General features: G+C 52.5%; 24 protein-coding genes and 1 pseudogene. 11 read left to right on the top strand and 14 right to left on the bottom strand.

Annotated features, from left to right (window positions below):
* Positions 1-40: 40 nt before the first annotated feature.
* The 3 genes and pseudogenes from ttcA to ACJ9N4_RS10220 form a co-directional block, all read right to left on the bottom strand.
* Positions 41-976 (bottom strand): tRNA 2-thiocytidine(32) synthetase TtcA, encoded by a 936-nt coding sequence (gene ttcA, locus ACJ9N4_RS10230; RefSeq protein ID WP_182271551.1) that lies wholly within the window; start codon positions 974-976, stop codon positions 41-43.
* Between the two features lie 53 nt (positions 977-1,029).
* A pseudogene (locus ACJ9N4_RS10225) lies at positions 1,030-1,140 on the bottom strand (site-specific integrase); the annotation flags it as partial.
* Between the two features lie 51 nt (positions 1,141-1,191).
* Entirely contained in the window at positions 1,192-2,307 is a 1,116-nt protein-coding gene (locus tag ACJ9N4_RS10220) for a nickel/cobalt efflux protein RcnA (RefSeq protein ID WP_182271550.1), read from the bottom strand.
* Between the two features lie 122 nt (positions 2,308-2,429).
* Between ACJ9N4_RS10220 and rcnR the strand changes: the two genes are divergently transcribed.
* Entirely contained in the window at positions 2,430-2,702 is a 273-nt protein-coding gene (gene rcnR, locus ACJ9N4_RS10215) for a Ni(II)/Co(II)-binding transcriptional repressor RcnR (RefSeq protein WP_182271549.1), read from the top strand.
* A 125-nt stretch (positions 2,703-2,827) separates the two neighbouring features.
* On the opposite strand, the gene ACJ9N4_RS10210 is transcribed toward rcnR, so the two are convergent.
* The 4 genes from ACJ9N4_RS10210 to ACJ9N4_RS10195 all read right to left on the bottom strand — a co-directional run bounded on the left by ACJ9N4_RS10210 (position 2,828) and on the right by ACJ9N4_RS10195 (position 9,306).
* Positions 2,828-2,953 carry a hypothetical protein gene (locus tag ACJ9N4_RS10210; protein WP_269062462.1) on the bottom strand — a complete coding sequence of 42 codons (126 nt, stop codon included), beginning with the start codon at positions 2,951-2,953 and terminating at the stop codon, positions 2,828-2,830.
* A gap of 256 nt (positions 2,954-3,209) precedes the next feature.
* The gene (gene ompC / locus ACJ9N4_RS10205; protein WP_182271548.1) at positions 3,210-4,319 is read right to left on the bottom strand and encodes a porin OmpC; all 1,110 of its coding nucleotides are present in this window, start codon (positions 4,317-4,319) and stop codon (positions 3,210-3,212) included.
* A 387-nt stretch (positions 4,320-4,706) separates the two neighbouring features.
* The gene (gene nifJ / locus ACJ9N4_RS10200; protein WP_182271547.1) at positions 4,707-8,231 is read right to left on the bottom strand and encodes a pyruvate:ferredoxin (flavodoxin) oxidoreductase; all 3,525 of its coding nucleotides are present in this window, start codon (positions 8,229-8,231) and stop codon (positions 4,707-4,709) included.
* A 193-nt stretch (positions 8,232-8,424) separates the two neighbouring features.
* On the bottom strand, positions 8,425-9,306 hold the full coding sequence (locus ACJ9N4_RS10195) for a hypothetical protein (RefSeq protein WP_182271546.1): 882 nt from the start codon (positions 9,304-9,306) through the stop codon (positions 8,425-8,427).
* Positions 9,307-9,512: 206 nt separating this feature from the next.
* Here ACJ9N4_RS10195 and ACJ9N4_RS10190 point away from each other — a divergent pair, with 206 nt between their 5' ends.
* On the top strand, positions 9,513-9,779 hold the full coding sequence (locus ACJ9N4_RS10190) for a DUF333 domain-containing protein (RefSeq protein WP_182271545.1): 267 nt from the start codon (positions 9,513-9,515) through the stop codon (positions 9,777-9,779).
* On the opposite strand, the gene hslJ is transcribed toward ACJ9N4_RS10190, so the two are convergent.
* The 4 genes from hslJ to ACJ9N4_RS10170 form a co-directional block, all read right to left on the bottom strand.
* The gene (gene hslJ, locus ACJ9N4_RS10185; RefSeq protein WP_182271544.1) at positions 9,780-10,217 is read right to left on the bottom strand and encodes a heat shock protein HslJ; all 438 of its coding nucleotides are present in this window, start codon (positions 10,215-10,217) and stop codon (positions 9,780-9,782) included.
* Positions 10,218-10,343: 126 nt separating this feature from the next.
* Entirely contained in the window at positions 10,344-10,472 is a 129-nt protein-coding gene (locus tag ACJ9N4_RS10180) for a DUF2474 domain-containing protein (RefSeq protein ID WP_182271543.1), read from the bottom strand.
* The gene (gene cydB, locus ACJ9N4_RS10175) at positions 10,472-11,482 is read right to left on the bottom strand and encodes a cytochrome d ubiquinol oxidase subunit II (RefSeq protein ID WP_411500444.1); all 1,011 of its coding nucleotides are present in this window, start codon (positions 11,480-11,482) and stop codon (positions 10,472-10,474) included. The genes ACJ9N4_RS10180 and cydB overlap by 1 nt, the downstream gene beginning before the upstream one ends.
* Positions 11,482-12,882 (bottom strand): cytochrome ubiquinol oxidase subunit I, encoded by a 1,401-nt coding sequence (locus ACJ9N4_RS10170; protein WP_196390043.1) that lies wholly within the window; start codon positions 12,880-12,882, stop codon positions 11,482-11,484. Before ACJ9N4_RS10170 ends, cydB begins: the two co-directional genes overlap by 1 nt.
* Before the next feature lie 394 nt (positions 12,883-13,276).
* On the opposite strand from ACJ9N4_RS10170, the gene ACJ9N4_RS10165 reads away from it, so the two are divergent.
* From ACJ9N4_RS10165 to patD, 7 genes are all read left to right on the top strand, one after another.
* On the top strand, positions 13,277-13,465 hold the full coding sequence (locus ACJ9N4_RS10165) for a cold-shock protein (RefSeq protein ID WP_182271540.1): 189 nt from the start codon (positions 13,277-13,279) through the stop codon (positions 13,463-13,465).
* An 82-nt stretch (positions 13,466-13,547) separates the two neighbouring features.
* Complete coding sequence (locus ACJ9N4_RS10160) at positions 13,548-14,957, top strand: PLP-dependent aminotransferase family protein (protein ID WP_411500443.1); 1,410 nt, start codon at positions 13,548-13,550, stop codon at positions 14,955-14,957.
* A gap of 274 nt (positions 14,958-15,231) precedes the next feature.
* The gene (ydcS, locus tag ACJ9N4_RS10155) at positions 15,232-16,377 is read left to right on the top strand and encodes a putative ABC transporter substrate-binding protein YdcS (protein WP_182271538.1); all 1,146 of its coding nucleotides are present in this window, start codon (positions 15,232-15,234) and stop codon (positions 16,375-16,377) included.
* 17 nt (positions 16,378-16,394) lie between these two features.
* The gene (locus ACJ9N4_RS10150; protein ID WP_411500442.1) at positions 16,395-17,408 is read left to right on the top strand and encodes an ABC transporter ATP-binding protein; all 1,014 of its coding nucleotides are present in this window, start codon (positions 16,395-16,397) and stop codon (positions 17,406-17,408) included.
* 7 nt (positions 17,409-17,415) lie between these two features.
* Positions 17,416-18,354, top strand: coding sequence for an ABC transporter permease (locus tag ACJ9N4_RS10145; protein ID WP_182274520.1), 939 nt, complete (start codon positions 17,416-17,418; stop codon positions 18,352-18,354).
* A complete protein-coding gene (locus tag ACJ9N4_RS10140) occupies positions 18,344-19,150 on the top strand; it encodes an ABC transporter permease (protein ID WP_182271536.1) in 807 nt (268 codons plus the stop codon). The genes ACJ9N4_RS10145 and ACJ9N4_RS10140 overlap by 11 nt, the downstream gene beginning before the upstream one ends.
* 24 nt (positions 19,151-19,174) lie before the next feature.
* Positions 19,175-20,599, top strand: coding sequence for an aminobutyraldehyde dehydrogenase (patD, locus tag ACJ9N4_RS10135; protein WP_196390042.1), 1,425 nt, complete (start codon positions 19,175-19,177; stop codon positions 20,597-20,599).
* 486 nt (positions 20,600-21,085) lie between these two features.
* Here the strand turns inward: patD and ACJ9N4_RS10130 are convergent, their stop codons facing one another.
* From ACJ9N4_RS10130 to ACJ9N4_RS10120, 3 genes are read right to left on the bottom strand one after another with little or no spacing between them, the layout of a single operon-like run.
* The gene (locus ACJ9N4_RS10130; RefSeq protein WP_182271534.1) at positions 21,086-21,268 is read right to left on the bottom strand and encodes a DUF1869 domain-containing protein; all 183 of its coding nucleotides are present in this window, start codon (positions 21,266-21,268) and stop codon (positions 21,086-21,088) included.
* A 4-nt stretch (positions 21,269-21,272) separates the two neighbouring features.
* A complete protein-coding gene (locus tag ACJ9N4_RS10125; protein ID WP_182271533.1) occupies positions 21,273-21,626 on the bottom strand; it encodes a DUF1971 domain-containing protein in 354 nt (117 codons plus the stop codon).
* Positions 21,627-21,647: 21 nt separating this feature from the next.
* Complete coding sequence (locus ACJ9N4_RS10120) at positions 21,648-21,974, bottom strand: DUF1971 domain-containing protein (RefSeq protein ID WP_182271532.1); 327 nt, start codon at positions 21,972-21,974, stop codon at positions 21,648-21,650.
* Positions 21,975-22,219: 245 nt separating this feature from the next.
* Here ACJ9N4_RS10120 and ACJ9N4_RS10115 point away from each other — a divergent pair, with 245 nt between their 5' ends.
* Together ACJ9N4_RS10115 and ACJ9N4_RS10110 are read left to right on the top strand one after the other, a co-directional pair.
* Positions 22,220-22,393, top strand: coding sequence for a GhoT/OrtT family toxin (locus ACJ9N4_RS10115; RefSeq protein WP_032670341.1), 174 nt, complete (start codon positions 22,220-22,222; stop codon positions 22,391-22,393).
* A gap of 86 nt (positions 22,394-22,479) precedes the next feature.
* Positions 22,480-23,238 (top strand): alpha/beta fold hydrolase, encoded by a 759-nt coding sequence (locus ACJ9N4_RS10110; protein ID WP_411500441.1) that lies wholly within the window; start codon positions 22,480-22,482, stop codon positions 23,236-23,238.
* Positions 23,239-23,240: the final 2 nt, after the last annotated feature.

The following is a 23,240-nucleotide window of genomic DNA, read 5'->3' as shown; positions in this document are numbered from 1 at the left end:
AGGAAAGCGTCTCAGAAACCCTTTCTGAGACGCTATTTGATTATTTCACTTCAAGTACATTCAGACGCAACTCTTCGAACTGCGTGTCATCTTCTTCCGGCTGCCAGCCCGCAGGCTGCATCGGGAGCTCTTCACGGTCAAACGCCAGATCGCCACCGTTCACTACTTCTGAGCCGTGGTTGATACCTTTGAAGTCGAACAGTTCAACATCCGCCAGGTGCGAAGGCACGACGTTCTGCATTGCGCTGAACATGGTTTCGATACGGCCAGGGTAGCGTTTATCCCAGTCACGCAGCATGTCGCCAATGACCTGACGCTGCAGGTTCGGTTGCGAGCCACACAGGTTGCACGGAATGATCGGGAAAGCTTTGGCCTGTGAGAAACGCTCAATGTCTTTCTCACGGCAGTAGGCGAGTGGGCGGATCACGATATGTTTACCGTCATCGCTCATCAGTTTTGGCGGCATGCCTTTCATCTTGCCACCGTAGAACATGTTCAGGAACAGCGTTTGCAGGATATCGTCACGGTGATGGCCCAGGGCAATCTTGGTTGCGCCCAGCTCCGTGGCGGTACGATAAAGAATGCCGCGACGCAAACGAGAGCAGAGAGAGCAGGTGGTTTTCCCTTCAGGGATTTTTTCTTTCACAATCCCGTAGGTATTCTCTTCAACGATTTTATACTCAACGCCCAGCGTCTCCAGATACTCCGGCAGAATATGTTCCGGGAAACCTGGCTGTTTCTGGTCGAGGTTGACCGCCACCAGGGAAAAATTCACAGGTGCGCTTTGCTGAAGATTGCGCAGGATCTCCAGCATGGTATAGCTGTCTTTACCCCCTGACAGGCAAACCATAATGCGGTCGCCTTCTTCAATCATGTTGAAGTCTGCAATGGCTTCGCCCACGTTACGGCGCAGTCGCTTTTGCAGTTTGTTCAGGTTGTATTGCTCTTTTTTTGTAGTTTCTTGATTTTGCGACATTTATTCGTTACTCAAATTTCAAATGGGGCACCAGTGGGACAAAACCATTTTAATGCGCCTGCCGATAGCAACCAGTATGCGAAAGTGTGCCGTGTATGGTACGGATTACGGCGGCGAATTCCAGCACGTTTTACTGCGGCGTTGAATCTGGCACCTATGCCCGATAAGAGTAGTTGGCTTTTTGCTTTCCCTTACCGGGCTGGCGGCTGAGTCATTCAGCCAGTGATACCCAGATAGCCGTGGATCCCCATATATATCCCCACGAGTCCAATCAGGGTACCGGAAAAATAGGGGGCTTTTCGGGCAATGGCATTAAATCCATCCCAGCGTTTGGCCACCTGGCGGACGCTGATCGCCGCCCCCACACCGACAGTGACCAGCGTCAGTGCCAGCCCGATGCTGAAGCTGATCACCAGCGTAGCTCCCAGTGACAATGCTTTAAGCTGTAGACAGATCAACAATACGGTGATTGCGGCAGGGCAAGGAATAAGTCCTCCCGTCAGACCAAACAGCAGGATTTGACCGTTGGTTGCACTTTTACCGCTGAAGCGTCGCTTAATGTCGTTTGCATGTGCCCGCTCATGTGCGTCCTGATACTCCTGCGAGTGTTTATCCAGCCCTTCAGTACCCGGGTGATGATGGTCATGTTCACGGAATTCAAGATCGTAATCATGAACATGTCCGCGGTGGCCTAATGTGAGACGGACATCAAACTGATGCGGCTCAGGTATCGGCCGTGTTGATTCAAGGTAGTCACCCTTATCAGTGAAATCAAACACCTGGGAAAATGTTCCTTTGCCGCGGTGGGTAACCAGAGACACATCGGAGGCCTGCCATTTTCGGCCAGTGAGCGTTCGTAAACGCCAGTGCGGTGGCTGGTCTTCCTCAAAAATGGACAGTTCGGCCTGACCATGACCGGTATCGAACAGGCGGATGTCATCATGCTGATGATGTGCGTCATCACCCTGTTGCATCCCGTCCAGCCAGTTCTTTTCCCCTTTCCAGGTGCGCCATATCATCCAGATGGCGGTACCCAGAATAATGATGGCGGAAACCAGCTGTAACCAGGGTTCTGCCGTCTCCGCGGTAAATTTATGACTGACGTACATACCACCAAGGGCAATAAGCCAGACGATAGCCGTGTGCGAAACCGTGGCCGCCAGGCCAAGCATAACCGCCTGCCGGACGGTTCCCCTGATTGCAATGATAAATGCGGCCATCATGGTCTTAGAGTGACCCGGTTCCAGGCCGTGCAGTGCGCCAAGCAAAATGGCGCTGGGGATAAAGAACCAGGCATTACCCTGCTGAAGCAGTGCTGTAAATTCGTTCATGAAAATCATTTCCGCCGGAGATGTAATGCCCCGGATGCTACTCCCCCTCAGTATAAAATACTACCCCCCAGTAGAATGTGAATGTTACTATCAGGCAGGTTTTCTGAACGATGAGGATATGTATGTCGCATACCATCCGGGATAAACAAAAACTGAAAGCACGCACCAACAAAATCCAGGGGCAGGTGACCGCGCTGAAAAAAATGTTGGATGAGCCGCATGAATGCGCAGCGGTGCTACAACAAATCGCCGCTATCCGTGGTGCGGTAAATGGGCTAATGCGTGAAGTTATCAAAGGCCATCTGACAGAGCATATTGTTCATGAAGCCAGTGAATTAAGACGCGAAGAAGATCTTGAGGTTGTCCTGAAAGTGCTGGACTCCTATATCAAATAATATAGCGCCGGACGACGCAGATGTTCTGCGACCTGAAATGGGGGACGCTGGGTTGTACGCGCCCAGGGGTTCCTGGCGCGGATACGTCATATCTTAAGGCAATCCTCTTTCTGTAAAGAGGCCGGCTAGTCATTTTCCAGCAGGTTTAACAACTCACCAAGGTGGTGAACGGCACCACCAAAATCAAAGAGTAGCGTAATCCAGATACAACTCAACAGGGCAAGCAGGACTAATGATACTCTGGGGAACACGCAGATATCCTTATGTAGTAAAACTCCGTTTTTACTGTACGCTGATTTTCTTAAATTTTCCCTTAACGATGCCGTCACAGGCGCATTTTATTTGAGATAGGTCTCATAAACCAGAAAATCTGCAGGCAGGAACATGCTGGTACTGAGATGTGGCGGGGAGCGAGAAAGTGGATTTCAGACGTGGTGCGGCAAGCTGAAAGGAGTATGGCGTAGGAGTATAAAAAGTTAGCCCGCAAAAATATGCGGGCTATTGGCATTAGAACTGATAAACCAGACCTAACGCTACGATATCATCCGTACCGATACCGTTGTTTTTGTAGAACGCGTCATCTTCGTCCAGCAAGTTGATTTTATAATCAACATAGGTAGACATGTTTTTGTTGAAGTAATAGGTTGCACCGACATCCGCGTATTTAACCAGGTCTTTATCACCTTCGCCGTTACCCAGGTCTTTGCCTTTTGACTGCAGGTAAGAAATTGCCGGACGCAGACCAAAGTCGAACTGATATTGAGCGGTAATTTCAAAGTTCTGTGTTTTGTTTGCCACGGCATCTTCGTTGTCACCGTAAGGTGTCATATTGCGGGTTTCAGAATACATTGTTGCCAGGTAGATATTATTGGCATCATATTTCAGACCTGCAGTCCATGCATCGGCTTTATCGCCGCCCGCTGTGGTGTTACGCACCTGGTCATTACTACGATCGGAGGAGGTATATGCCGCACCTGCACTGATACCCATACCGAAATCATACGTGGTGGAAATACCGAAACCGTCACCGTTCTCATGACGCGTGTCGCGACCGTTGTTAGTACCTTCCTGGTTGTTGCTGGCGTCTTCGTTCTTACCCTGATACTGCAGGGCAAAGTTCAGACCCTGAACCAGACCGTAGAAATCGGTGTTACGGTAGGTTGCCACGCCGTTGGCACGGCCGGTCATGAAGTTATCGGCTTTGGTGTAGGAATCGCCACCGAATTCAGGCAGCATATCGGTCCAGCCTTCCACGTCGTACAGCACGCCGTAGTTACGGCCATAATCGAAGGAACCGTAGTCGCCCACCTTCACACCTGCGAAGGCCAGACGGGTCCAGGACTGGTTATCCGAGCCTTCGGTATTGTTAGCCTGAATGTTGTATTCCCACTGCGCGTAGCCGGTCATCATGTTGTTGATCTGGGTTTCACCCTTGAAACCCAGACGCATGTAAGTCTGATCGCCATCAGCACCTTTGTCGTCGGAGAAGTAATGCAGACCATCTACTTTTCCGTACAGGTCTAATTTGTTGCCGTCTTTGTTATAGATTTCTGCCGCATGTGCAGCGCCAGCCATTAAAAGAGCTGGAATAATCAGAGCCAGTACTTTTCTTTGCATTGTGGTATTCCTTTGCAGTTGTTTTTATTTAATTACGTATTGAACTTTCTGAATGAGAAAGTTGTCCCATGCTAAATCACTCCCGCAAAGAGTAATAAAATATAATTGTTACTGATTAAGTAAAATCTAAACGGAATAATTCTGCGGTAATAGTAATTGGTTTCGTGAATGATTGACTGAGATTTATACAAAAATAAAATTATTATTTCTCACGGGAAGACGGTAATCTCTGTGCTGTTATATGCCTTAAGATTGTTCATCCATAATTCATATGAATACTATTTAATAATTTAAATAGTTTATCTTTGATAATCTGGATTAGCCCGATGTAAATACATCGGGCATTTTTTTGCGTAAAAAAATGCCCGGACAAGCCGGGCAGAGAGATTATTCACCGGTTGACTTTTCCGCTTTACCGGCCATTTGTGCCAGGAAGTCATAGCGTTTCTGCAGGTCGGCTGCCGCATCTTTCCACAACTGCTCAGCCACTTCAGGCTGTTGCGCATTGAGGCGACGGAAGCGTTGTTCCTGCATTAACGTCTCGGCCAGGGCATCTGACGGCGGACGTGAATCCAGTGCCAGCGGCAATTTGCCTTCATCGGCACGACGTGGGTCGAAGCGATACAACGGCCAGAAGCCGGTTGCCGTAAGCTGACGCATCTGATCGTGGCTAAGCGCCAGATCGTAGCCATGCTCCTCGCAAGGGCTGTAGGCGATAATCAGCGACGGACCGGGGTAAGATTCCGCTTCCTGAATCGCTTTCACCGTCTGGTTAAGCTGGGCACCCAGCGAGATTTGTGCGACGTAAACGTGCCCGTACATCATCATACTGACACCGAGATCTTTACGCGCCTTGCGCTTGCCGTGTTCACCAAATTTGGTGACAGCACCCAGCGGTGTCGCTTTCGAGGCCTGACCGCCGGTATTGGAATAACACTGGGTATCCAGCACCAGAATGTTGACGTTTTCGGTCAGGCTCAGCACGTGATCCAGCCCGCCAAACCCGATGTCATAGGCCCAGCCGTCGCCGCCAATCAACCAGATAGATTTCTCAACCAGGGCGTCAGCGTCGGTCAGCAGTTGTTCTGCGCCGTCCACGCCCTGAAGGGCTTTGCGCAGCTCTGCTACCTGCTCACGGCGAACCTCTGGAGTCGCTTCGGCGTGCAGTGCCTCGTTCAACTCAGCGGGGAGCTTATCAGCAAACTGTGCCAGTAAACGCATCACGCGTGCGCGGTGCTGGTCAACGGTAAGGCGGAAACCCAGACCAAATTCGGCGTTATCCTCAAACAACGAGTTAGCCCATGCCGGGCCGCGGCCGTGTGCGTCGGTGGTGTAGGGAGTGGAAGGCAGATTACCACCATAGATTGACGAACAACCCGTGGCGTTGGCGATCAGCATCCGATCGCCATACAACTGCGTGAGCAGTTTAATGTACGGTGTTTCACCACAGCCGGAGCAGGCACCGGAATACTCAAACAGCGGAGTGATCAACTGCGAGGTTCGAATATCAATGCGTTCCAGTTTGCTACGATCGATTTCCGGCAGGTTCAGGAAGAAGTCATAATTCACTTTCTCTTCTTCAACGTGTTCCAGACGCGACATCATATTGATGGCTTTGATTTCCGGGTTCTGGCGATCTTTCGCCGGGCACACCTCGACGCACAGGTTACAGCCGGTGCAATCTTCAGGTGCAACCTGAAGGACATATTTCTGCCCACGCATATCGCGGGATTTCACATCCAGCGAATGCAGACTGGCCGGCGCGGCTTCCATATCTTCGGGAGAAACCACTTTGGCACGAATGGCCGAGTGCGGACAGGCGGCCACGCAGTGGTTGCACTGGGTACACAGCGCCTCTTTCCAGATAGGGATCTCTTCGGCAATATTGCGTTTTTCCCAGCGAGTGGTGCCCATCGGCCAGGTTCCATCCGGCGGCAGTGCAGAGACGGGAAGGGCATCGCCAAGCCCGGCCAGCATGGCTGCCGTGACGGTTTTGACGAAATCAGGTGCAGCATCAGACACCACCGGAGGACGGTTCGGGCTGGCGGCATTGACCTGCTGCAGTGGTACTTCGAACAGCGATTCACGGGCCAGCGCCAGCGCCTGCCAGTTACGCTCAACCAGCTCCTGCCCTTTGCTGCTGTAACTTTTGGCAATGGCACCCTGCAGTTCAGCCAGCGCGCTGTCCCCCGGGAGAATTTGGGTCAGATGGAAGAAGGCCATCTGCATGACGGTGTTGATACGCGCAGCCAGACCGCATTCGCGGGCAATTTTTGCCGCGTTAATCACGAAGAGGCGGGCTTTTTTCTGGTTCAGTACCGCCTGCACTTCCTGCGGCAGGCGTGCCCATACCTCATCCGCGCTGTACGGCGTATTGAGCAGGAAAATACCACCGGGTTTCAGACGTTCTGCCATCTGGTATTTGTCGATAAACTGCAGCTGGTGACACCCCACAAAATCGGCCTGCGAAATCAGATAGGCCGAGCGGATCGGGTGTTCGCTGACGCGCAGGTGGGAAACGGTCAGCCCGCCGGCTTTTTTGGAATCATAGACGAAGTAGCCCTGGGCATACCACGGTGTCGAGTTCCCGATGATCTTGATGTTGTTCTTGGTTGCCGAGACACTGCCGTCACTGCCTAAGCCATAAAATAGTGCTTCGAGTTTGGCCGTCGAGGGCAGGGTGTTTTCCGGTAAGACCAGGGAGAGATTAGTCACATCATCATAAATGCCGACGGTAAAGCGTGGCTTCGGTTTTGCTTCGTTCAGTTCGTTAAACACCGCAAGCACGCAGTCGGGGCCAAACTCTTTTGATGACAAGCCATAACGGCCGCCAGTTACGCGCGGCAGTGTTTCGCGTTCACCATTATTGAACGCTTCTGCCAGCGCGGTCATGACGTCCAGATAAAGTGGTTCCGCGTGAGCGCCGGGTTCTTTTGTTCGGTCGAGCACTGCCACGGTTCGCGCACTTTCTGGTAGTGCAGAGAGCAGATGCCTGGCTGAGAACGGGCGATAGAGACGCACTTTTAGCACGCCAACTTTTTCGCCACGCGCCAGCAGCTCATCCACCACCTCTTCACAGGTACCAATGGCGGAGCCCATCAGCACAATCACGCGTTCCGCCTGCGGGTGGCCGTAGTATTCAAACGGTTTGTATTCACGACCGGTAGCCGCGGCAAAGTCATTCATCGCCTGCTCAACATGGTCATATACGGCGTTGTACCACGGATTTGTCGCCTCGCGGGACTGGAAGTAGGTATCCGGGTTTGCGGATGTCCCGCGGATCACCGGATGCTCCGGATTGAGCGCGCGGGCACGATGGGCATCGATCTCCGCCTGTGGCAGAAGATTCAGGATCGTGTCGTCCGCCAGCGGAACGATTTTGTTGATTTCGTGAGAGGTGCGGAAACCATCAAAGAAATGAATAAACGGCACGCGGCTTTTCAGCGTCGCAATATGTGAAATCAGCGCGAAGTCCTGAGCTTCCTGTACGCTGCTGGCGCAAAGCATGGCGCAACCCGTCTGACGCACGGCCATCACATCTGAGTGATCGCCAAAAATGGAGAGTGCGTGGGTCGCAATGGTTCGGGCGGCGACGTGCAGGACAAACGGTGTCAGCTGACCGGCCAGTTTGTACAGCGTCGGGATCATCAACAGCAATCCCTGAGATGACGTAAACGACGTGGACAAGGCTCCCGTCTGCAACGCGCCATGTACCGCAGCAATTGCACCGGCTTCGGACTGCATTTCAACCACGCGTGGGACATCACCCCAGACGTTTTTTAACCCGTTCCCGGCCCAGGCATCTGCCTGTTCGGCCATCGTAGAGCTTGGCGTAATCGGGTAGATGGCGATAACTTCACTGGTGCGAAACGCGACTGACGCGACTGCACCATTACCGTCAATAGTTTGCATAGGACGACACCCTTACATTGCGCAAAAAAGAGGGGTCTGTCATACCTCAACAGACCCTGAATATTATCTCTTCATTTTAGCAAAGCCCGGGTTTTGCGATTTTCGCTTTTGTGTCCTTGGCATTGTCGGCATCAATGAGTAGATCAATTTTTTGGCAGAAAATGCGCTCTTATGCCCGTGTGATGTGTCGTGGTCAGTTCCAGTATTCGTATTTCGTCGTCAACACGGCTTTGTGTTTTTCCACATACTGTTTACCCGTCCGGGAGACGGGTGTGATCGTGATATCCATATTGGCGCGTGTGCATTCTCCATGCGAATTCCACTCCTCGCAGGTGGTCAGATTTTTTTCGATAGTGAAATATGTCTGGGTCTTGCTGAGGGATAACTCACGGCCCTCGTTATCATAGGAATATTCTACGATGGTTGAGGGTGATTGAGTTTTGAGCAGACGATTATTGTCATCATAGCTGTATTCAGTCGTATTATTATCTATCGCCAGCGTTCCTTTGCTTGCTGCACTTGTCAGCAATCCTGATGAATTGAAGGTGTAGTCTATTTTGCTCACGGTGTTAATGTCTTTATCTCCCGGCCTTGTGGCCGCAATAACTGCACGGTTAACCGCGTGGCTGATAACGCCTTTATCGTTAAGCAGGAACTGTCCCTCCAGCGTCTGGCGATAGATCTGTGTGGTCTTCCGGCTGTTGTTATCGGTTGCTACCCCATTCGCGTTCAGCTGAATGCTCCAGCCAAACTCCTTTTTATTCAACTGAATATCATTAGTTGCCGTGAATACGGATTTCGGGCCTGTCGAGATTTTAACCTCTTTTACACTGCTGCTAATGAGCTCTCCGCATTGACTGAAGTGGCTTTGTGCCAGTGCGCGGATATACCCATCAGGACTCTCAATCGACATTTCAACAGATTTGGGGATACCTGCTTTATTCTGCTGAGTCTGGAGGATGAAATTGTTCAGATTGTTTTTAGAGATGGTTTCCGCTGTGCATTGTGCTGCATAAGTCTGGAAGGTGCAGAGGGATAAGAGAGTAATAATCAGGTTCTTATTATTGAACGACATTATTTGTTGTCCTCAGAAATCCGGTAGTTATCTAAATGTAAGAAAGCAGGGGGCAATATACTGCAACCATAATGGTCTGGAACGAAACCCCCTAAAAATTGTGAGAAAACGTGAATGGAGCGCATAAATACGCACTTCCGCTCTCGACGACATGGTGCGTGATGCCTATGATGCATAGGTTTCGCTTTATTTATGGGGGAGAGAACATGCGTTCAGCGTTTTGGGTTGGGTGTGCCGCGTTATTGTTGTCGGCATGTAGCAGTGAACCTGTTCAGCAGGCAACGGCGGCGCACGTGACGCCAGGCATGAGAGCGGCTATGTCCAGCTCAGGACAAGCCAACTGCGCAATGGTTGGGGGTTCGCTTTCTGTCGCCCGTCAGCTCGACGGTTCCGCGGTTGGAATGTGCGCGTTGCCAAATGGCAAACGCTGCAGTGAACAGTCGCTTGCCGTTGGAACTTGCGGTAACTACTGATTACTCCGCGCGCTTAAACGTCAGCGTTTTTTCGGCTGTGGCCAGCGTTAACTGGTCTTCCGTCAGGTCGACCTGCGCGCCTTTGCGCAACATATCGCCGATGGCCTGATCCAGTGCATTAAGCTGTGGGTCGGTACATAATTTTCGGGTCATTGCCAGCGTTTTGACCTTCAGCTCGCCTTCGGACAATTTCCCCTGGCCGTTGAAGCGGTTGCACATTGCGCCGGAGACGGTGATGTTGTTCAGCAGGCTGATCTCTGGCAGGGCGCTGAAGCTGATCTCAGGTTGCGTTGTCGTGGTCTTCACGGCTTTACCGTCCACATTTTCCAGAACAAAACGGTGGTTCTGGAGTTGCTTAGGCTGAACGGACGCTTTGCCTGGATTAACGCAGCCAGCAAGGACAAGACTGATAACACTTAACGCAACAAGCTTTTTCATTTTTCTTCTCAAACTATAAATACCGTAAATCAATTTTAGTGTAACGATACTCCGTGGCGTGTTAATGGGGTTTATCTGAAAGTGCGGGGCGTTACCGGGCAACACCGTGGCTGCCCGGGGTGTAAGTTAGTGAGATTTAAACCCCGCCGCCGTCATCAACATTCGAAAAAGCATACTCACGCAGGCCAGTGCCAGTACGCTTCCCCCCCAGATAATGACCAGCCATATCAGACGTTTCCAGACAGGTTGTTGCATCAGTGATACCCCTCGCCATGCTGAACTTTCCCGCGAAATACGTAATAACTCCAGAAGGTGTAGACCAGGATAACGGGAATGATCAGCAGCGCGCCCACCAGCATAAAGCCCTGGCTTTGTACCGGTGCCGCAGCCTGCCAGAGGGTAATCGATGGTGGAATAATATGCGGCCAGATGCTGATCCCAAGCCCGCTAAACCCGAGGAAAATTAGCCCCAGCGTCAGAATAAACGGCAGGTTATGGCTATCAGGATTGTTCAGACTGCGCCACTGACACAGGCTCAGGATAACAACCAGAGCCGGGACGGGCAGCAGGAAGAACAGATTGGGCAGTGTAAACCAGCGTGCGGCAATGGCCGGTTGCGCCAGCGGTGTCCAGAGGCTGATTACTGCAATGAAAGCCAGAAGCACGATTAACAACATTTTCGATACCCGGCGCATACGCTGCTGTAGGGTATTTTCACTTTTCATCACCAGCCACGTAGCCCCCAGCAGCGCGTAGGCTGCCACCAGGCCTGCGCCGCAGAACAGGTTAAACGGGGTTAACCAGTCAAATGGCCCACCGCTATACGCACGTTCTGTAACAGAGAACCCATTGATTACTGCCCCAACCGTAATACCCTGGGTAAACGTTGCCAGAATCGACCCGCCAATAAAGGCTTTATCCCAGAAGGGACGGTGTGCCGGGGTTGCTTTAAAGCGAAACTCAAAGGCCACGCCGCGGAAAATAAGTCCGATCAGCATTAATGTTAGCGGGATGGTGAGGGCGTCGATGATCACCGCGTAGGCCAGCGGAAATGCGCCGAACAGGTCCGCCCCGCCAAGCACCAGCCAGGTTTCGTTACCGTCCCAGACGGGGGCGACGCTGTTCACCATCACATCGCGATCGTCGGCGTTTTGTGTGGTCGGGAACAGAATACCTATCCCCAGATCAAAACCATCCATCACGATATACATCAGGGTGGCGAAGACGATGATGACAAACCAGATAATGGAAAGATCGATACCCATTATGGCTTCTCCTTATAGTCAGTGGTGACAGCAGAAAGTGGGCGTGCCGGACGTCCGTCGGACTCGGTGGCGAACGATTCATGAGGCTGAGGCCCTTTCCTGATAAGGCGCACCATGTAGCTGTAACCCACGCCAAATACTGAGGTATAGACGACGAAGAAGGCCAGCAAACTCACGCTCATATGCAGATCGCCATGCGCAGAGACGGCATCTTTGGTTCGCTGTAGCCCGTAGACGACCCACGGCTGGCGGCCCACTTCGGTTGTCACCCATCCCGCCAGAATGGCAATCAGCCCGGACGGTCCCATCACCAGGGCAAACCACAGGAAGGGACGCGAAGAGTAGACGCGTTTTTTATAACGTAACCAGAGCGCCACCACGCCCAGCAGCAGCATCAACATGCCTAACCCCGCCATAATGCGAAATGACCAGAAGACGATGGTGGAATTTGGACGGTCTTCCTTCGGGAACTCCTTAAGCGCCGGAACCTGCTTTTCCAGGCTGTGCGTCAGGATCAGGCTACCGAGTGCCGGGATTTCCAGACCAAAACGGGTGCGCTCCTGTTCCATATCCGGCCAGCCAAACAGCAGCAGTGGCGTCGGCTCACCCGGCGGGTTTTCCCAGTGACCTTCAATGGCGGCAATTTTTGCGGGCTGGTGTTTTAAGGTATTAAGCCCATGCATATCACCCACCATTGCCTGAATGGGGGCCACAATCAGGGTCATCCACAATGCCATTGAGAACATGGCACGAATGGCGGGGGTATTATTGCCACGTAGCAGGTGCCAGGCTGCCGATGCTCCGACAAACAGCGCGCTACTGAGGAAAGCCGCTATCGACATGTGCAGGAGACGATAGGGGAAGGAAGGGTTAAAGACCACGGCAAACCAGTCCACCGGCACAACCTGTCCATTGACGATCTCATAACCCTGCGGGGTCTGCATCCAGCTGTTGGAGGAGAGGATCCAGAAGGTTGAGATGATCGTCCCCAGCGCGACCATGCAGGTGGCAAAAAAGTGCAGTCCCGGCCCGACTTTATTCCAGCCAAACAACATCACGCCGAGGAACCCGGCCTCAAGGAAGAAGGCGGTGAGCACTTCATAAGTGAGCAGCGGGCCGGTAATACTGCCCGCGAACTGGGAGAATCCGCTCCAGTTGGTACCAAACTGGTAGGCCATCACCAGCCCGGAGACCACGCCCATGCCAAAGTTAACAGCGAAGATCTTCGACCAGAAATGGTACAGCGAACGCCAGACCGGATTTTTGGATTTCAGCCATAAGCCTTCCAGCACGGCAAGATAGCTCGCCAGGCCGATGGTGATCGCCGGGAAAATAATGTGAAAGGATACGGTAAAGGCAAACTGTATCCGTGCAAGGTGAAAAGCATCTAAACCAAACATGCACAGCCTCAATGTCAAACGGTGTGCTGTTATGGTATAGGGTCGAAAAGGTAACTATCAGACGCAGAAAAGTGAAATTTATGTATAACAGTTACTTGAATCACCGCATTTTAGTCATCTGATATATATGATGTTCAGTGAATAAGAAATTTATTGTTATGAATTTTACGCATTAAACCGCTTGCCTTGTCGTCAACGACGTGCGTTAATGGTCTTCTGGTTTTGAGTCCAAATAAATATCTGACGTAGTTTTATAAAGCAGTTCTCATCACGTTGTGCCTCTCCGCAGCCTCTCTTGGGTCTTTATCTACATTCCGATTAGTTTTGTTTCAAACCACTATTGCCTGATCGGCCCATTAGTAATTTACGTGTTTTACGTTTACAGGAGAATCCTATGACTTCTTATATCCATTTCCGCTGCCCATGCTGTCATGGCTCGCAGTACCGTACCTCAGTTTTTGATGTGTCTGAGAAAAACCCTCATGGCGCGAAATGCATCTTTTGCAAATCGCCAATGATTACGCTCGACCACCTGGCCGCAGCGCGTATCGCACAACGTCACGTCACTGAGTTTCGTAAGTAATTAGCACCGCTTTCCATAACAGTTAGCAAAATCTTCTCTTTTTCTCCTGCTGATATACACTGTCGGCAATAAGGAGAATCTGATGAAAAAATACCAGCGTCTGGCGCAACAAATTATCTCGCAGATTGAGCTTGGCGTATGGTTGCCGGGCGATAAGCTGCCTTCGCTGCGAGAGCAGGTGGCGAGCAGCGGCATGAGTTTCATGACCGTTGGCCACGCGTATCAGATGCTGGAAAGTCAGGGGCGCATTGTCGCCAGACCGCAGTCGGGCTATTACGTTGCCTCGCGCCCGACCGCACAACAGCCTGCACCGCCTGCCCAGGTGATGCGCGACGAAGTGGTGGATATCAACACCTATATCTTCGACGTGCTACAGGCCAGCCGCGATCCGTCTGTTGTTCCTTTTGCTTCCGCGTTTCCTGACCCCCGACTTTTCCCGCTTCAGCAACTCAACCGTTCGCTGGCTAACGTCAGCAAAACCGCCACGGCGATGAGCGTGATTGAAAACCTGCCGCCGGGTAACGTTGATCTACGCCACGCCATTGCCCGTCGCTATGCGCAGCAGGGGATGAATATCTCACCGGAAGAGATTGTTATCACTGCCGGGGCACTCGAAGCGCTCAACCTGAGTTTGCAGGCAGTGACCGAACCGGGCGACTGGGTGATCGTCGAAAACCCCTGTTTCTACGGCGCATTGCAGGCGCTGGAACGCCTGAAACTAAAGGCGTTGTCGATTGCGACGGACGTTCGTGAAGGGATCGACCTGAATGCGCTTGAACAGGCGCTGAATGACTACCCGGTGAAAGCCTGCTGGTTGATGACCAACAGTCAAAACCCGTTGGGCTTTACGCTCAGCGCGGAGAAAAAAGTGCAACTGGTCGCGCTGCTAACAAAGCACCACGTCACGCTGATTGAAGATGATGTCTACAGCGAACTCTATTTTGGCCGGGAAAAGCCATTGCCGGCAAAAGCCTGGGATCGCCAGGACATGACGCTGCACTGCTCGTCATTTTCGAAATGTCTGGTGGCGGGATTTCGCATCGGCTGGGTGGCAGCGGGGAAACATGCGCGGCGTATTCAGCAGTTACAGCTGATGAGCACGCTTTCCACCAGTTCTCCCATGCAGCTTGCTCTGGTGGATTATCTGGCAACCAAACGTTATGACGCCCACCTTCGTCGCCTGCGACGCACGCTGGCCGAGCGCAAGCAACAGGCCTGGCAGTCACTTTTGCGCCATATGCCTGCAGGTGTCAAAATTCACCATAACGACAGCGGCTACTTTTTATGGCTGGAGCTTCCGGCACAACTTGATGCCGGGTTATTAAGCGAGAAAGCGTTAACCCACCATATCAGCATTGCGCCAGGTAAGATGTTTTCAACTTCGGATGCCTGGGTACCGTTCTTCCGTTTTAATACCTCCTGGACGTGGGGGGAGCGGGAAGAACAGGCCGTTATACAGTTAGGAAAATTAATTAGCGAGATGCTGGAATAATAAAGATTACCCGCTTATTTAAATAATCCTGTTTTATCTTTACGACGGCGTTGCAAATACCGCTCAGCGCCGTATCTCAGGCATTCTGCCTGCGCCCTCGCACTGCTAACCCCTTGTCTATAATCCAGTTAACGGGGAATGCGTCCTCGGTCACAACCTGATGAAATTTCCTTAAGCCGAACGGTGCGGCGCATTTGCGCGGTCTACGTTTAATAAGGGAGATATTTTTACGGCACGGCTGCCGCCAAATTTCATTGCGACAGGAGTAAATCTAATGAGCAAAAAATTTGCCCGCAGCAGCCTGTGTGCGCTCGGCATGGCTATCATGACAGCGCAAGCCGCTGAGCCACCCAAGGCTATCGGCGACGGGGAAGGACGGCTGGATATTATTGCCTGGCCTGGATACATCGAACGGGGTCAGACCGATAAAAACTATGACTGGGTCACGCAGTTTGAAAAAGAGACCGGTTGTGCAGTCAATGTGAAAACCGCAGCAACCTCTGATGAGATGGTCAGCCTGATGGCGAAAGGGGGCTATGACCTGGTCACCGCGTCGGGTGATGCTTCGCTGCGTCTGATCATGGGAAAACGCGTTCAGGCCATTAATCCCGACCTGATCCCAAACTGGAAAACCCTCGATCCGCGCATCGTCAAAGGCGAGTGGTTCAACGTGGGAGGCAAGGTCTACGGCACGCCGTATCAGTGGGGACCGAACCTGCTGATGTACAACACCAAAACATTCCCAACCCCACCGGATAGCTGGAAGGTCGTCTTCGTGCAACAAGACCTGCCGGACGGTAAAACCAATCAGGGGCGCGTGCAGGCCTATGACGGCCCGATTTACATTGCCGATGCGGCACTGTTCGTCAAAGCCACTCAGCCCGCGCTGGGCATTACTGACCCGTACCAGTTGACGGAAAAACAGTATGCCGCCGTTCTGAAGGTGCTGCGCGAGCAGCATGCCCTGATCCACCGCTACTGGCATGACACCACGGTGCAGATGAGCGACTTTAAAAATGAAGGCGTCGTGGCCTCCAGCGCCTGGCCATATCAGGCGAATGCCCTGAAAGCGGAAAACCAGCCTATCGCCACCGTGTTCCCGAAAGAGGGGGTAACAGGCTGGGCAGACACCACCATGCTTCACGCGCAGGCAAAACACCCGATGTGTGCCTACAAATGGATGAACTGGTCACTGACGCCAAAAGTGCAGGGCGATCTGGCCGCATGGTTTGGCTCACTACCGGTTGTGCCGCAAGGGTGTAAGGCCAGCACGCTGCTGGGTGACAAAGGTTGTGAAACCAACGGGTATAACGACTTCGACAAAATTATGTTCTGGAAAACACCGATTGCAGAAGGGGGCAAATTTGTACCGTACAGCCGCTGGACGCAGGATTACATCGCCATCATGGGCGGCCGTTAATCGACCGGGAGCAGAACATGACGTACGCGGTAGAGTTTAATGACGTTTCCCGTCTGTACGGCGACGTGCGGGCGGTGGATGGGGTCACCATTGGTATTCGCGACGGAGAATTCTTCTCCATGCTGGGGCCTTCGGGCTCCGGCAAAACCACCTGCCTGCGCCTGATAGCCGGTTTTGAGCAGCTATCCGGAGGGGCAATTAGCATCTTCGGCAAAGAGGCGAGCGAACTGCCTCCCTGGGAGCGGGATGTGAACACCGTTTTCCAGGATTACGCGTTGTTCCCGCATATGTCGATCCTCGACAACGTCGCTTACGGGCTGATGGTGAAAGGTGTCGACAAGAAAAAGCGCCATGCACAGGCGCGTGATGCGCTGGACAAAGTCGGGTTAAGCTTTGCTGTTGCGCGCAAGCCCTCGCAGCTTTCGGGTGGACAGCGTCAGCGTGTCGCCATCGCGCGGGCGTTGGTCAACGAACCCCGCGTATTACTGCTGGATGAACCGTTAGGCGCACTCGATCTCAAACTGCGTGAGCAGATGCAGTTTGAGCTGAAGAAACTTCAGCAGGAACTCGGTATTACCTTCATTTTTGTCACTCACGATCAGGGTGAAGCCCTCTCAATGTCTGACCGGGTGGCGGTATTCAACAATGGACGCATTGAGCAGGTTGATACCCCGCGCGAGCTTTACATGCGCCCGCGTACACCGTTTGTGGCAAGTTTTGTCGGCACCTCGAACGTTTTTGACGCCAGTCTTGCTCAGCGGGTGTGCGGAATGGAAGGGATGTACTCCCTGCGCCCGGAACATATTCGCCTTAACGAAGGCGGCGAGATTCAGGTGCAGGGCGTGGTGCAGGCGGTGCAGTATCAGGGGGCGGCTACGCGGTTTGAACTCAAACTCGCCGATGGCGCGAAACTGCTGGTGAGTCAGGCCAATCTTAGTGGTACAACGCTGCAGACTGGCGTTGAGCCTGGGCAGCCGGTGCTGGCATCGTGGTCGCGCGACGCCATGATCCGGCTGCATGAGGAGAGGTGACATGGATATGAGCGCTTCACACCCTCCCACACCGCGCAGCACCTTAAGCCGCCTTACCGCACTGTTCTGGCGCAAGCCGTCGCTTGGGCTGTTCCTGCTTCTGCTCGCGCCCCTGATGTGGTTTGGTATCGTCTATTTAGGCTCGCTCCTGACCTTACTGTGGCAGGGGTTCTATACCTTTGACGACTTTACCATGTCGGTCACACCGGATCTGACCTTTGCGAACATTCAGGCGCTTTTCAACCCGGCAAACTATGACATCATCATCCGCACCCTGGTGATGGCGATTGCCGTCACAATAGCCAGTGCAATTCTGGCGTTCCCGATGGCGTGGTACATGGCGCGCTATACCAGCGGCAAGTGGAAAGCCTTCTTCTATATCGCCGTTATGCTGCCGATGTGGGCAAGCTATATTGTTAAGGCCTATGCGTGGACGTTGCTGCTGGCGAAAGACGGCGTGGCGCAGTGGTTCCTTAGCCATATGGGGCTGGAGCCGATTCTGGCATCTCTTCTTACACTGCCTGCGATTGGTGGAAACACACTGTCGACGTCAGGTCTGGGGCGCTTTCTGGTGTTCGTCTACATCTGGCTGCCGTTTATGATCCTGCCCGTGCAGGCGGCGCTGGAACGACTGCCAGTCTCTTTATTGCAGGCATCCGCTGACCTCGGCGCTCGTCCTCGCCAGACCTTCCGTTACGTCGTCCTGCCGCTGGCGATCCCGGGCATTGCGGCCGGGTCGATATTTACGTTCTCGCTGACGCTGGGGGATTTTATTGTTCCTCAGCTGGTAGGGCCGCCGGGTTATTTCATCGGTAACATGGTCTATTCCCAGCAGGGGGCTATCGGGAACATGCCAATGGCCGCCGCGTTCACGCTGGTTCCGATAATACTTATCTCTCTCTATCTGGCGTTCGTGAAACGTCTGGGAGCGTTCGATGCACTCTGAACGCGCACCGTTGTTCCTGAAAGTGGCAGCGTGGGGAGGGGTTATCTTCCTGCATTTCCCACTGCTGATTATCGCCACCTATGCGTTTAATACCGAAGATGCAGCCTTCAGTTTCCCGCCACAGGGGCTCACGCTGAAGTGGTTTAGCGTGGCAGCAGGACGCGGGGATATCATTGATTCAGTGACGTTGTCACTTCAGATCGCTGCCTTATCGACCGGCGTTGCGTTAATACTTGGCACGCTTGCTGCAGCGGCGCTATGGCGAAGCGAGTTTTTTGGCAAAAACGCTATCTCGCTGTTGCTGCTGCTACCGATTGCGCTGCCGGGGATCATCACCGGTCTGGCGCTGCTGACGGCATTCAAAACCATCAACCTTGAACCCGGCTTTTTCACGATCGTCATTGGTCACGCCACCTTCTGCGTGGTGGTGGTGTTTAACAACGTGATTGCCCGGTTCAGACGCACCTCCTGGAACCTGGTGGAAGCGTCGATGGATTTAGGGGCAGACGGCTGGCAAACCTTCCGCTATGTGGTGCTACCCAATCTGGGATCGGCACTGCTGGCCGGTGGCATGCTGGCGTTTGCGCTGTCGTTTGACGAAATTATCGTCACAACATTTACGGCGGGACACGAGCGCACGTTACCGCTGTGGTTGCTTAACCAGCTCGGACGTCCGCGTGACGTACCGGTCACCAACGTGGTTGCACTGCTGGTGATGCTGGTCACAACCATCCCCATTCTGGGAGCCTGGTGGCTAACCCGCGACGGCGAAAACATTGCCGGTAGCGGGAAATAACTTTGATTTCAACAGGACAATGCTATGCAAAATCAACTGCTGATTAATGGTGAACTGGTGACCGGAGAAGGGGAAAAACAGCCGGTGTATAACCCCGCCACCGGAGAAGTCTTGCTGGAGATTGCCGAAGCCTCGGCGGCACAGGTTGATGCTGCCGTATTATCCGCCGATCGGGCATTTACTGAGTGGGGGCAAACAACCCCCAAAACGCGCGCTGAGTGTTTGCTGAAACTGGCTGACGTCATTGAAGCGCATGCAGACGAGTTCGCACATCTTGAGTCCCTTAACTGTGGCAAACCGCTGCATTGTGCGCGGGGAGATGAAATTCCGGCGGTGGTTGACGTCTTTCGTTTCTTCGCCGGAGCGGCACGCTGTCTGAACGGGCTGGCCGCCGGGGAGTATCTTGATGGCCACACGTCGATGATCCGCCGCGATCCGGTCGGCGTTGTCGCATCGATTGCACCGTGGAACTATCCGCTGATGATGGCCGCCTGGAAGCTGGCCCCGGCACTGGCGGCAGGAAACTGCGTGGTGATCAAACCGTCTGAAATTACCCCACTGACGGCCTTAAAACTGGCTGAGCTGGCGAAAGATATCTTCCCGGCTGGCGTGCTGAACGTGCTGTTTGGTCGCGGTAAAACAGTGGGTGACCCGCTGACCGGACACGAAAAAGTCCGCATGGTGTCGCTAACCGGTTCGATTGCCACCGGGGAACATATCATCGGGCATACGGCCTCATCCATTAAACGTACGCATATGGAGCTGGGTGGCAAAGCGCCGGTTATCGTCTTTGATGACGCGGATCTCGATGCGGTTGTCGAAGGTGTACGTACTTTTGGTTTCTACAACGCCGGACAGGACTGTACGGCGGCCTGCCGTATTTATGCCCAGAAGGGCATTTATGCCGCGCTGGTGGAAAAACTGGGTGCGGCGGTCGCCAGCCTGAAGATGGGCGCACCGGAGAACGGTTCGACTGAGCTCGGGCCGCTCAGTTCCGCAGCGCACCTGTCACGTGTCTGTCAGGCCGTGGATGAGGCAAAAGCGCTCAGCCACATTCGCGTTGTGACGGGCGGAAGTAAAAAAGAAGGGGCGGGGTACTACTTCCAGCCAACCCTGCTGGCAGGGGCAAAACAGGACGATGCCATTGTTCAGCGCGAGGTTTTTGGCCCGGTGGTGAGCATCACCGAATTCGATGACGAAGCGCAGGTACTTTGCTGGGCTAACGATTCGCAATATGGTCTGGCTTCGTCTGTCTGGACAAAAGATGTGGGGTGTGCCCACCGCATGAGTGCGCGTCTGCAATATGGCTGCACCTGGGTTAATACCCACTTTATGCTGGTCAGCGAAATGCCGCACGGCGGAATGAAGTTATCGGGCTACGGGAAAGATATGTCGGTGTATGGTCTTGAAGATTATACGGTTGTACGGCATGTGATGATAAAACACTAACGGGCAATAGAAGTGGCTGAAATACCAGTTTATTGTATTTCGGCCACATTCTCGCAAGGCTCGAAATTTGATACCGTTTCCCCGATTCAAACCCTCTGCGTATTTTTGGGACGCTCTCTAAAAAAGAAGAACCGTGACCGTCACGGCGACAAATGCCATCAACAGTAGCACCATCACGGCTATCGCAAATGTCGTTGAATCCTGCACATATGTCTTTTCCTCCCCCTTCATTGGGCCGATAAGCATGATCCAGATGAAAATGAAGGTGATTGAGGCAATAAAAACTGAAACGAAAAACAGACTTTCTCTCAATGAATTACCTCAACGGGAATCTGTCAGGAATCAACAGGGTTCCCTGCAGCGACAATAATGACTCATTAAACCATCTCAATGGTTTCTGTGCCAGATTATAACGTCACGGCGCGTTCGGTAATAATAAAAGAAAGGGGTAGTGTAGCCCGACAGTACACCTGCCGGGCAGGCTGATTACCAGCCGCAGACCTCGTGTTCATTTTCCGTATCGTAGGCACGAACGGTATTTATCAGGTCTTTCACTACATCAGCAGCGATATCCGGAATTAAAAGCTCCATTGGGGCTTCTGTTTCATAATCCACCGAAACGCCATTGCTATTATTAGTGATGGTCACGGTGTAGGTCGCTTTACCCATGATATTACTCCTTATGTGTATTAACCACTTTACCTATGCCTGCACCGCTGAGCGTAATGTCGGGATCGGCAAAAAAATCGATATTAAACAAGGTATCGTCGGTTAACAGTTCAATGCGGTGCCATTTTTGCGGTGGGGAGATCCCAAACGAACCGGCTTCAATCACCCGTGCCATATCCGGTTCGGTCGCGTCGCCATCAGCAAAGCCAAAGTAGCGCACTGCGCCCTGCATTACGGACAGACGGCCATACACGCCTGCTTTGGTATTGTGATGGGTGAGGAGAGCCTGGGGTACTGTCTCTTTGTTCCAGAATGGCGTCGCGCGGGTATGAACAAAATTTTCAGGAATACGTAGCATAATAGTTTCCTTATTAGTCTCTTAAAGAGATTTCAGCACTTCCGCTTCAACAAAGAAATCGATGTTAAACACGGCATCATCGGTCATGGCCTCAATGTGGTGCCATTTCTCCGGTGGAAAAACGCCGAAATGCCCCGCCTCAATAATCAGCTCGCTGTCATGTTCAGGCGTAAATTCATCGGCATAGCCTAAATAGCGCACCACGCCTTGCATAACAGAAAGGCGAGGGTAAACGCCTGGGCGGGTACCTTTATCGAGATGGCGTTGAAAGATCCCCGCAGGGGCGGTCTCTTTGTTCCAGAAAGGGGTCGAACGGGTATGAATACAACTCTGTGGAATGCGTAACATATTTTCTCCCTCGAATGTCTGGCTTTATTAGACTGCGTTCTGCGAGCGAGAATTTATCAAAAAGTGCATTTATAATGCGTCTTATCTTTAATGATAAGACCACCTCCTCCCATGTTGTAACGCACAATACTCAAATGTTATTACCCATGGTATTTAAGTGGTTATTATGTAATGAAAAAACTTGATCTGTATCAACATATGACGCATATTGCGTGCGGTTATTTTTAACAGTTTGGGTTAGCAGGATGACGCTGTATCAAAAGATGTTAGTTTTTTACGCAATCATGGCGTCTGTCTGTGCACTAATTACCTGGTTCCTTTCTAAAGATCGCAAACGCATTCGCCTGTTGAGTGCTTTTCTGGTGGGATCGACCTGGCCGATGAGCTTTCCCGTTGCACTGCTGATCTCACTTTTCTGAAGCACGCTTCCACTTTTAAATACTGAATATAGCATTCCAGGTACAATAACTGTATAAAAACACAGTACATCGTAAAAGGAATGCTTATGAACAGTTTTTACTCGCAATACGCTGGTTGCACCGTGCGCTGGCAAGACCTACCCGGTTCTGGTGAGCCTGTCGTATTTATTCACGGCCTGGGCTGCGCCTCTTCTTATGAATATCCCCGTATTGTCTGTGATGCACGGTTTGGTGCGCGCAGGGCCATTCTTATCGACCTCCCTGGTAGCGGTTATAGTGATAAACCCACGCATTATGGTTATCGAACCAGCGAACAGGCACAGGTTGTCGCTGAACTGTTGAATCACCTTAAACTCGATACCTTCTGGCTGTATGGCCACAGCATGGGGGGCAGCATTGCAATTGAAACGGCGGTTTTAATGCAGACTCGCGTCAGAGGTCTGATGGTCTCGGAACCCAATTTTCATCGCGGTGGTGGGGTGTTCAGCCGGTCTATTGCGGCACAAACAGAAAAGCAGTTTCTGGAACAAGGGTATGATGCGTTGCTTAGCGCGGAAACCACCGCGTGGGCGGGGAGTTTACAGAGCAATGCGCCCTGTGCCGTATGGCGTGGCGCGTCGAGCCTGGTGGCAGGCGTCGAACCTGAATGGGCAGAGCAATTTTTATCGCTAACCTGTCCGGTTACCCTTATTTTCGGGGCGTTATCGCTGCCTGATGCCGATGTTGATGCCCTTCAGCAGAAAGGTGTTGAGGTGAAAATCATTCCTGCCGCCGGGCATTCGATGTCCTGGGAAAACCCGTCCGCACTGGCACAGACGTTAGCGGATTGTATCGCGAAATCATGACA

Origin of the sequence: Enterobacter sp. LM3 (assembly GCF_046622475.1) — a bacterium.
Taxonomy (GTDB): domain Bacteria; phylum Pseudomonadota; class Gammaproteobacteria; order Enterobacterales; family Enterobacteriaceae; genus Enterobacter; species Enterobacter cloacae_P.
The sequence above is the reverse complement of the archived record's forward strand: the minus strand, read 5'-3'. Positions and strand labels throughout refer to the sequence as shown.

Bases quoted from the DNA above. Each gene is read 5' to 3' on its own strand.
- ydcS (WP_182271538.1), top strand. From the start codon at position 15,232: ATGAGCAAAAAATTTGCCCGCAGCAGCCTGTGTGCGCTCGGCATGGCT.
- ACJ9N4_RS10145 (WP_182274520.1), top strand. From the start codon at position 17,416: ATGAGCGCTTCACACCCTCCCACACCGCGCAGCACCTTAAGCCGCCTT.
- ACJ9N4_RS10115 (WP_032670341.1), top strand. From the start codon at position 22,220: ATGACGCTGTATCAAAAGATGTTAGTTTTTTACGCAATCATGGCGTCT.
- ACJ9N4_RS10150 (WP_411500442.1), top strand. From the start codon at position 16,395: ATGACGTACGCGGTAGAGTTTAATGACGTTTCCCGTCTGTACGGCGAC.
- ACJ9N4_RS10140 (WP_182271536.1), top strand. From the start codon at position 18,344: ATGCACTCTGAACGCGCACCGTTGTTCCTGAAAGTGGCAGCGTGGGGA.
- ACJ9N4_RS10170 (WP_196390043.1), bottom strand. From the start codon at position 12,882: ATGTTTGGTTTAGATGCTTTTCACCTTGCACGGATACAGTTTGCCTTT.
- ACJ9N4_RS10195 (WP_182271546.1), bottom strand. From the start codon at position 9,306: ATGTCGTTCAATAATAAGAACCTGATTATTACTCTCTTATCCCTCTGC.
- nifJ (WP_182271547.1), bottom strand. From the start codon at position 8,231: ATGCAAACTATTGACGGTAATGGTGCAGTCGCGTCAGTCGCGTTTCGC.
- ACJ9N4_RS10110 (WP_411500441.1), top strand. From the start codon at position 22,480: ATGAACAGTTTTTACTCGCAATACGCTGGTTGCACCGTGCGCTGGCAA.
- ACJ9N4_RS10160 (WP_411500443.1), top strand. From the start codon at position 13,548: ATGAAAAAATACCAGCGTCTGGCGCAACAAATTATCTCGCAGATTGAG.
- ACJ9N4_RS10125 (WP_182271533.1), bottom strand. From the start codon at position 21,626: ATGCTACGTATTCCTGAAAATTTTGTTCATACCCGCGCGACGCCATTC.
- ACJ9N4_RS10220 (WP_182271550.1), bottom strand. From the start codon at position 2,307: ATGAACGAATTTACAGCACTGCTTCAGCAGGGTAATGCCTGGTTCTTT.
- ttcA (WP_182271551.1), bottom strand. From the start codon at position 976: ATGTCGCAAAATCAAGAAACTACAAAAAAAGAGCAATACAACCTGAAC.
- rcnR (WP_182271549.1), top strand. From the start codon at position 2,430: ATGTCGCATACCATCCGGGATAAACAAAAACTGAAAGCACGCACCAAC.
- patD (WP_196390042.1), top strand. From the start codon at position 19,175: ATGCAAAATCAACTGCTGATTAATGGTGAACTGGTGACCGGAGAAGGG.
- ACJ9N4_RS10180 (WP_182271543.1), bottom strand. From the start codon at position 10,472: ATGCAACAACCTGTCTGGAAACGTCTGATATGGCTGGTCATTATCTGG.
- hslJ (WP_182271544.1), bottom strand. From the start codon at position 10,217: ATGAAAAAGCTTGTTGCGTTAAGTGTTATCAGTCTTGTCCTTGCTGGC.
- cydB (WP_411500444.1), bottom strand. From the start codon at position 11,482: ATGGGTATCGATCTTTCCATTATCTGGTTTGTCATCATCGTCTTCGCC.
- ACJ9N4_RS10190 (WP_182271545.1), top strand. From the start codon at position 9,513: ATGCGTTCAGCGTTTTGGGTTGGGTGTGCCGCGTTATTGTTGTCGGCA.
- ACJ9N4_RS10165 (WP_182271540.1), top strand. From the start codon at position 13,277: ATGACTTCTTATATCCATTTCCGCTGCCCATGCTGTCATGGCTCGCAG.
- ompC (WP_182271548.1), bottom strand. From the start codon at position 4,319: ATGCAAAGAAAAGTACTGGCTCTGATTATTCCAGCTCTTTTAATGGCT.
- ACJ9N4_RS10120 (WP_182271532.1), bottom strand. From the start codon at position 21,974: ATGTTACGCATTCCACAGAGTTGTATTCATACCCGTTCGACCCCTTTC.
- ACJ9N4_RS10130 (WP_182271534.1), bottom strand. From the start codon at position 21,268: ATGGGTAAAGCGACCTACACCGTGACCATCACTAATAATAGCAATGGC.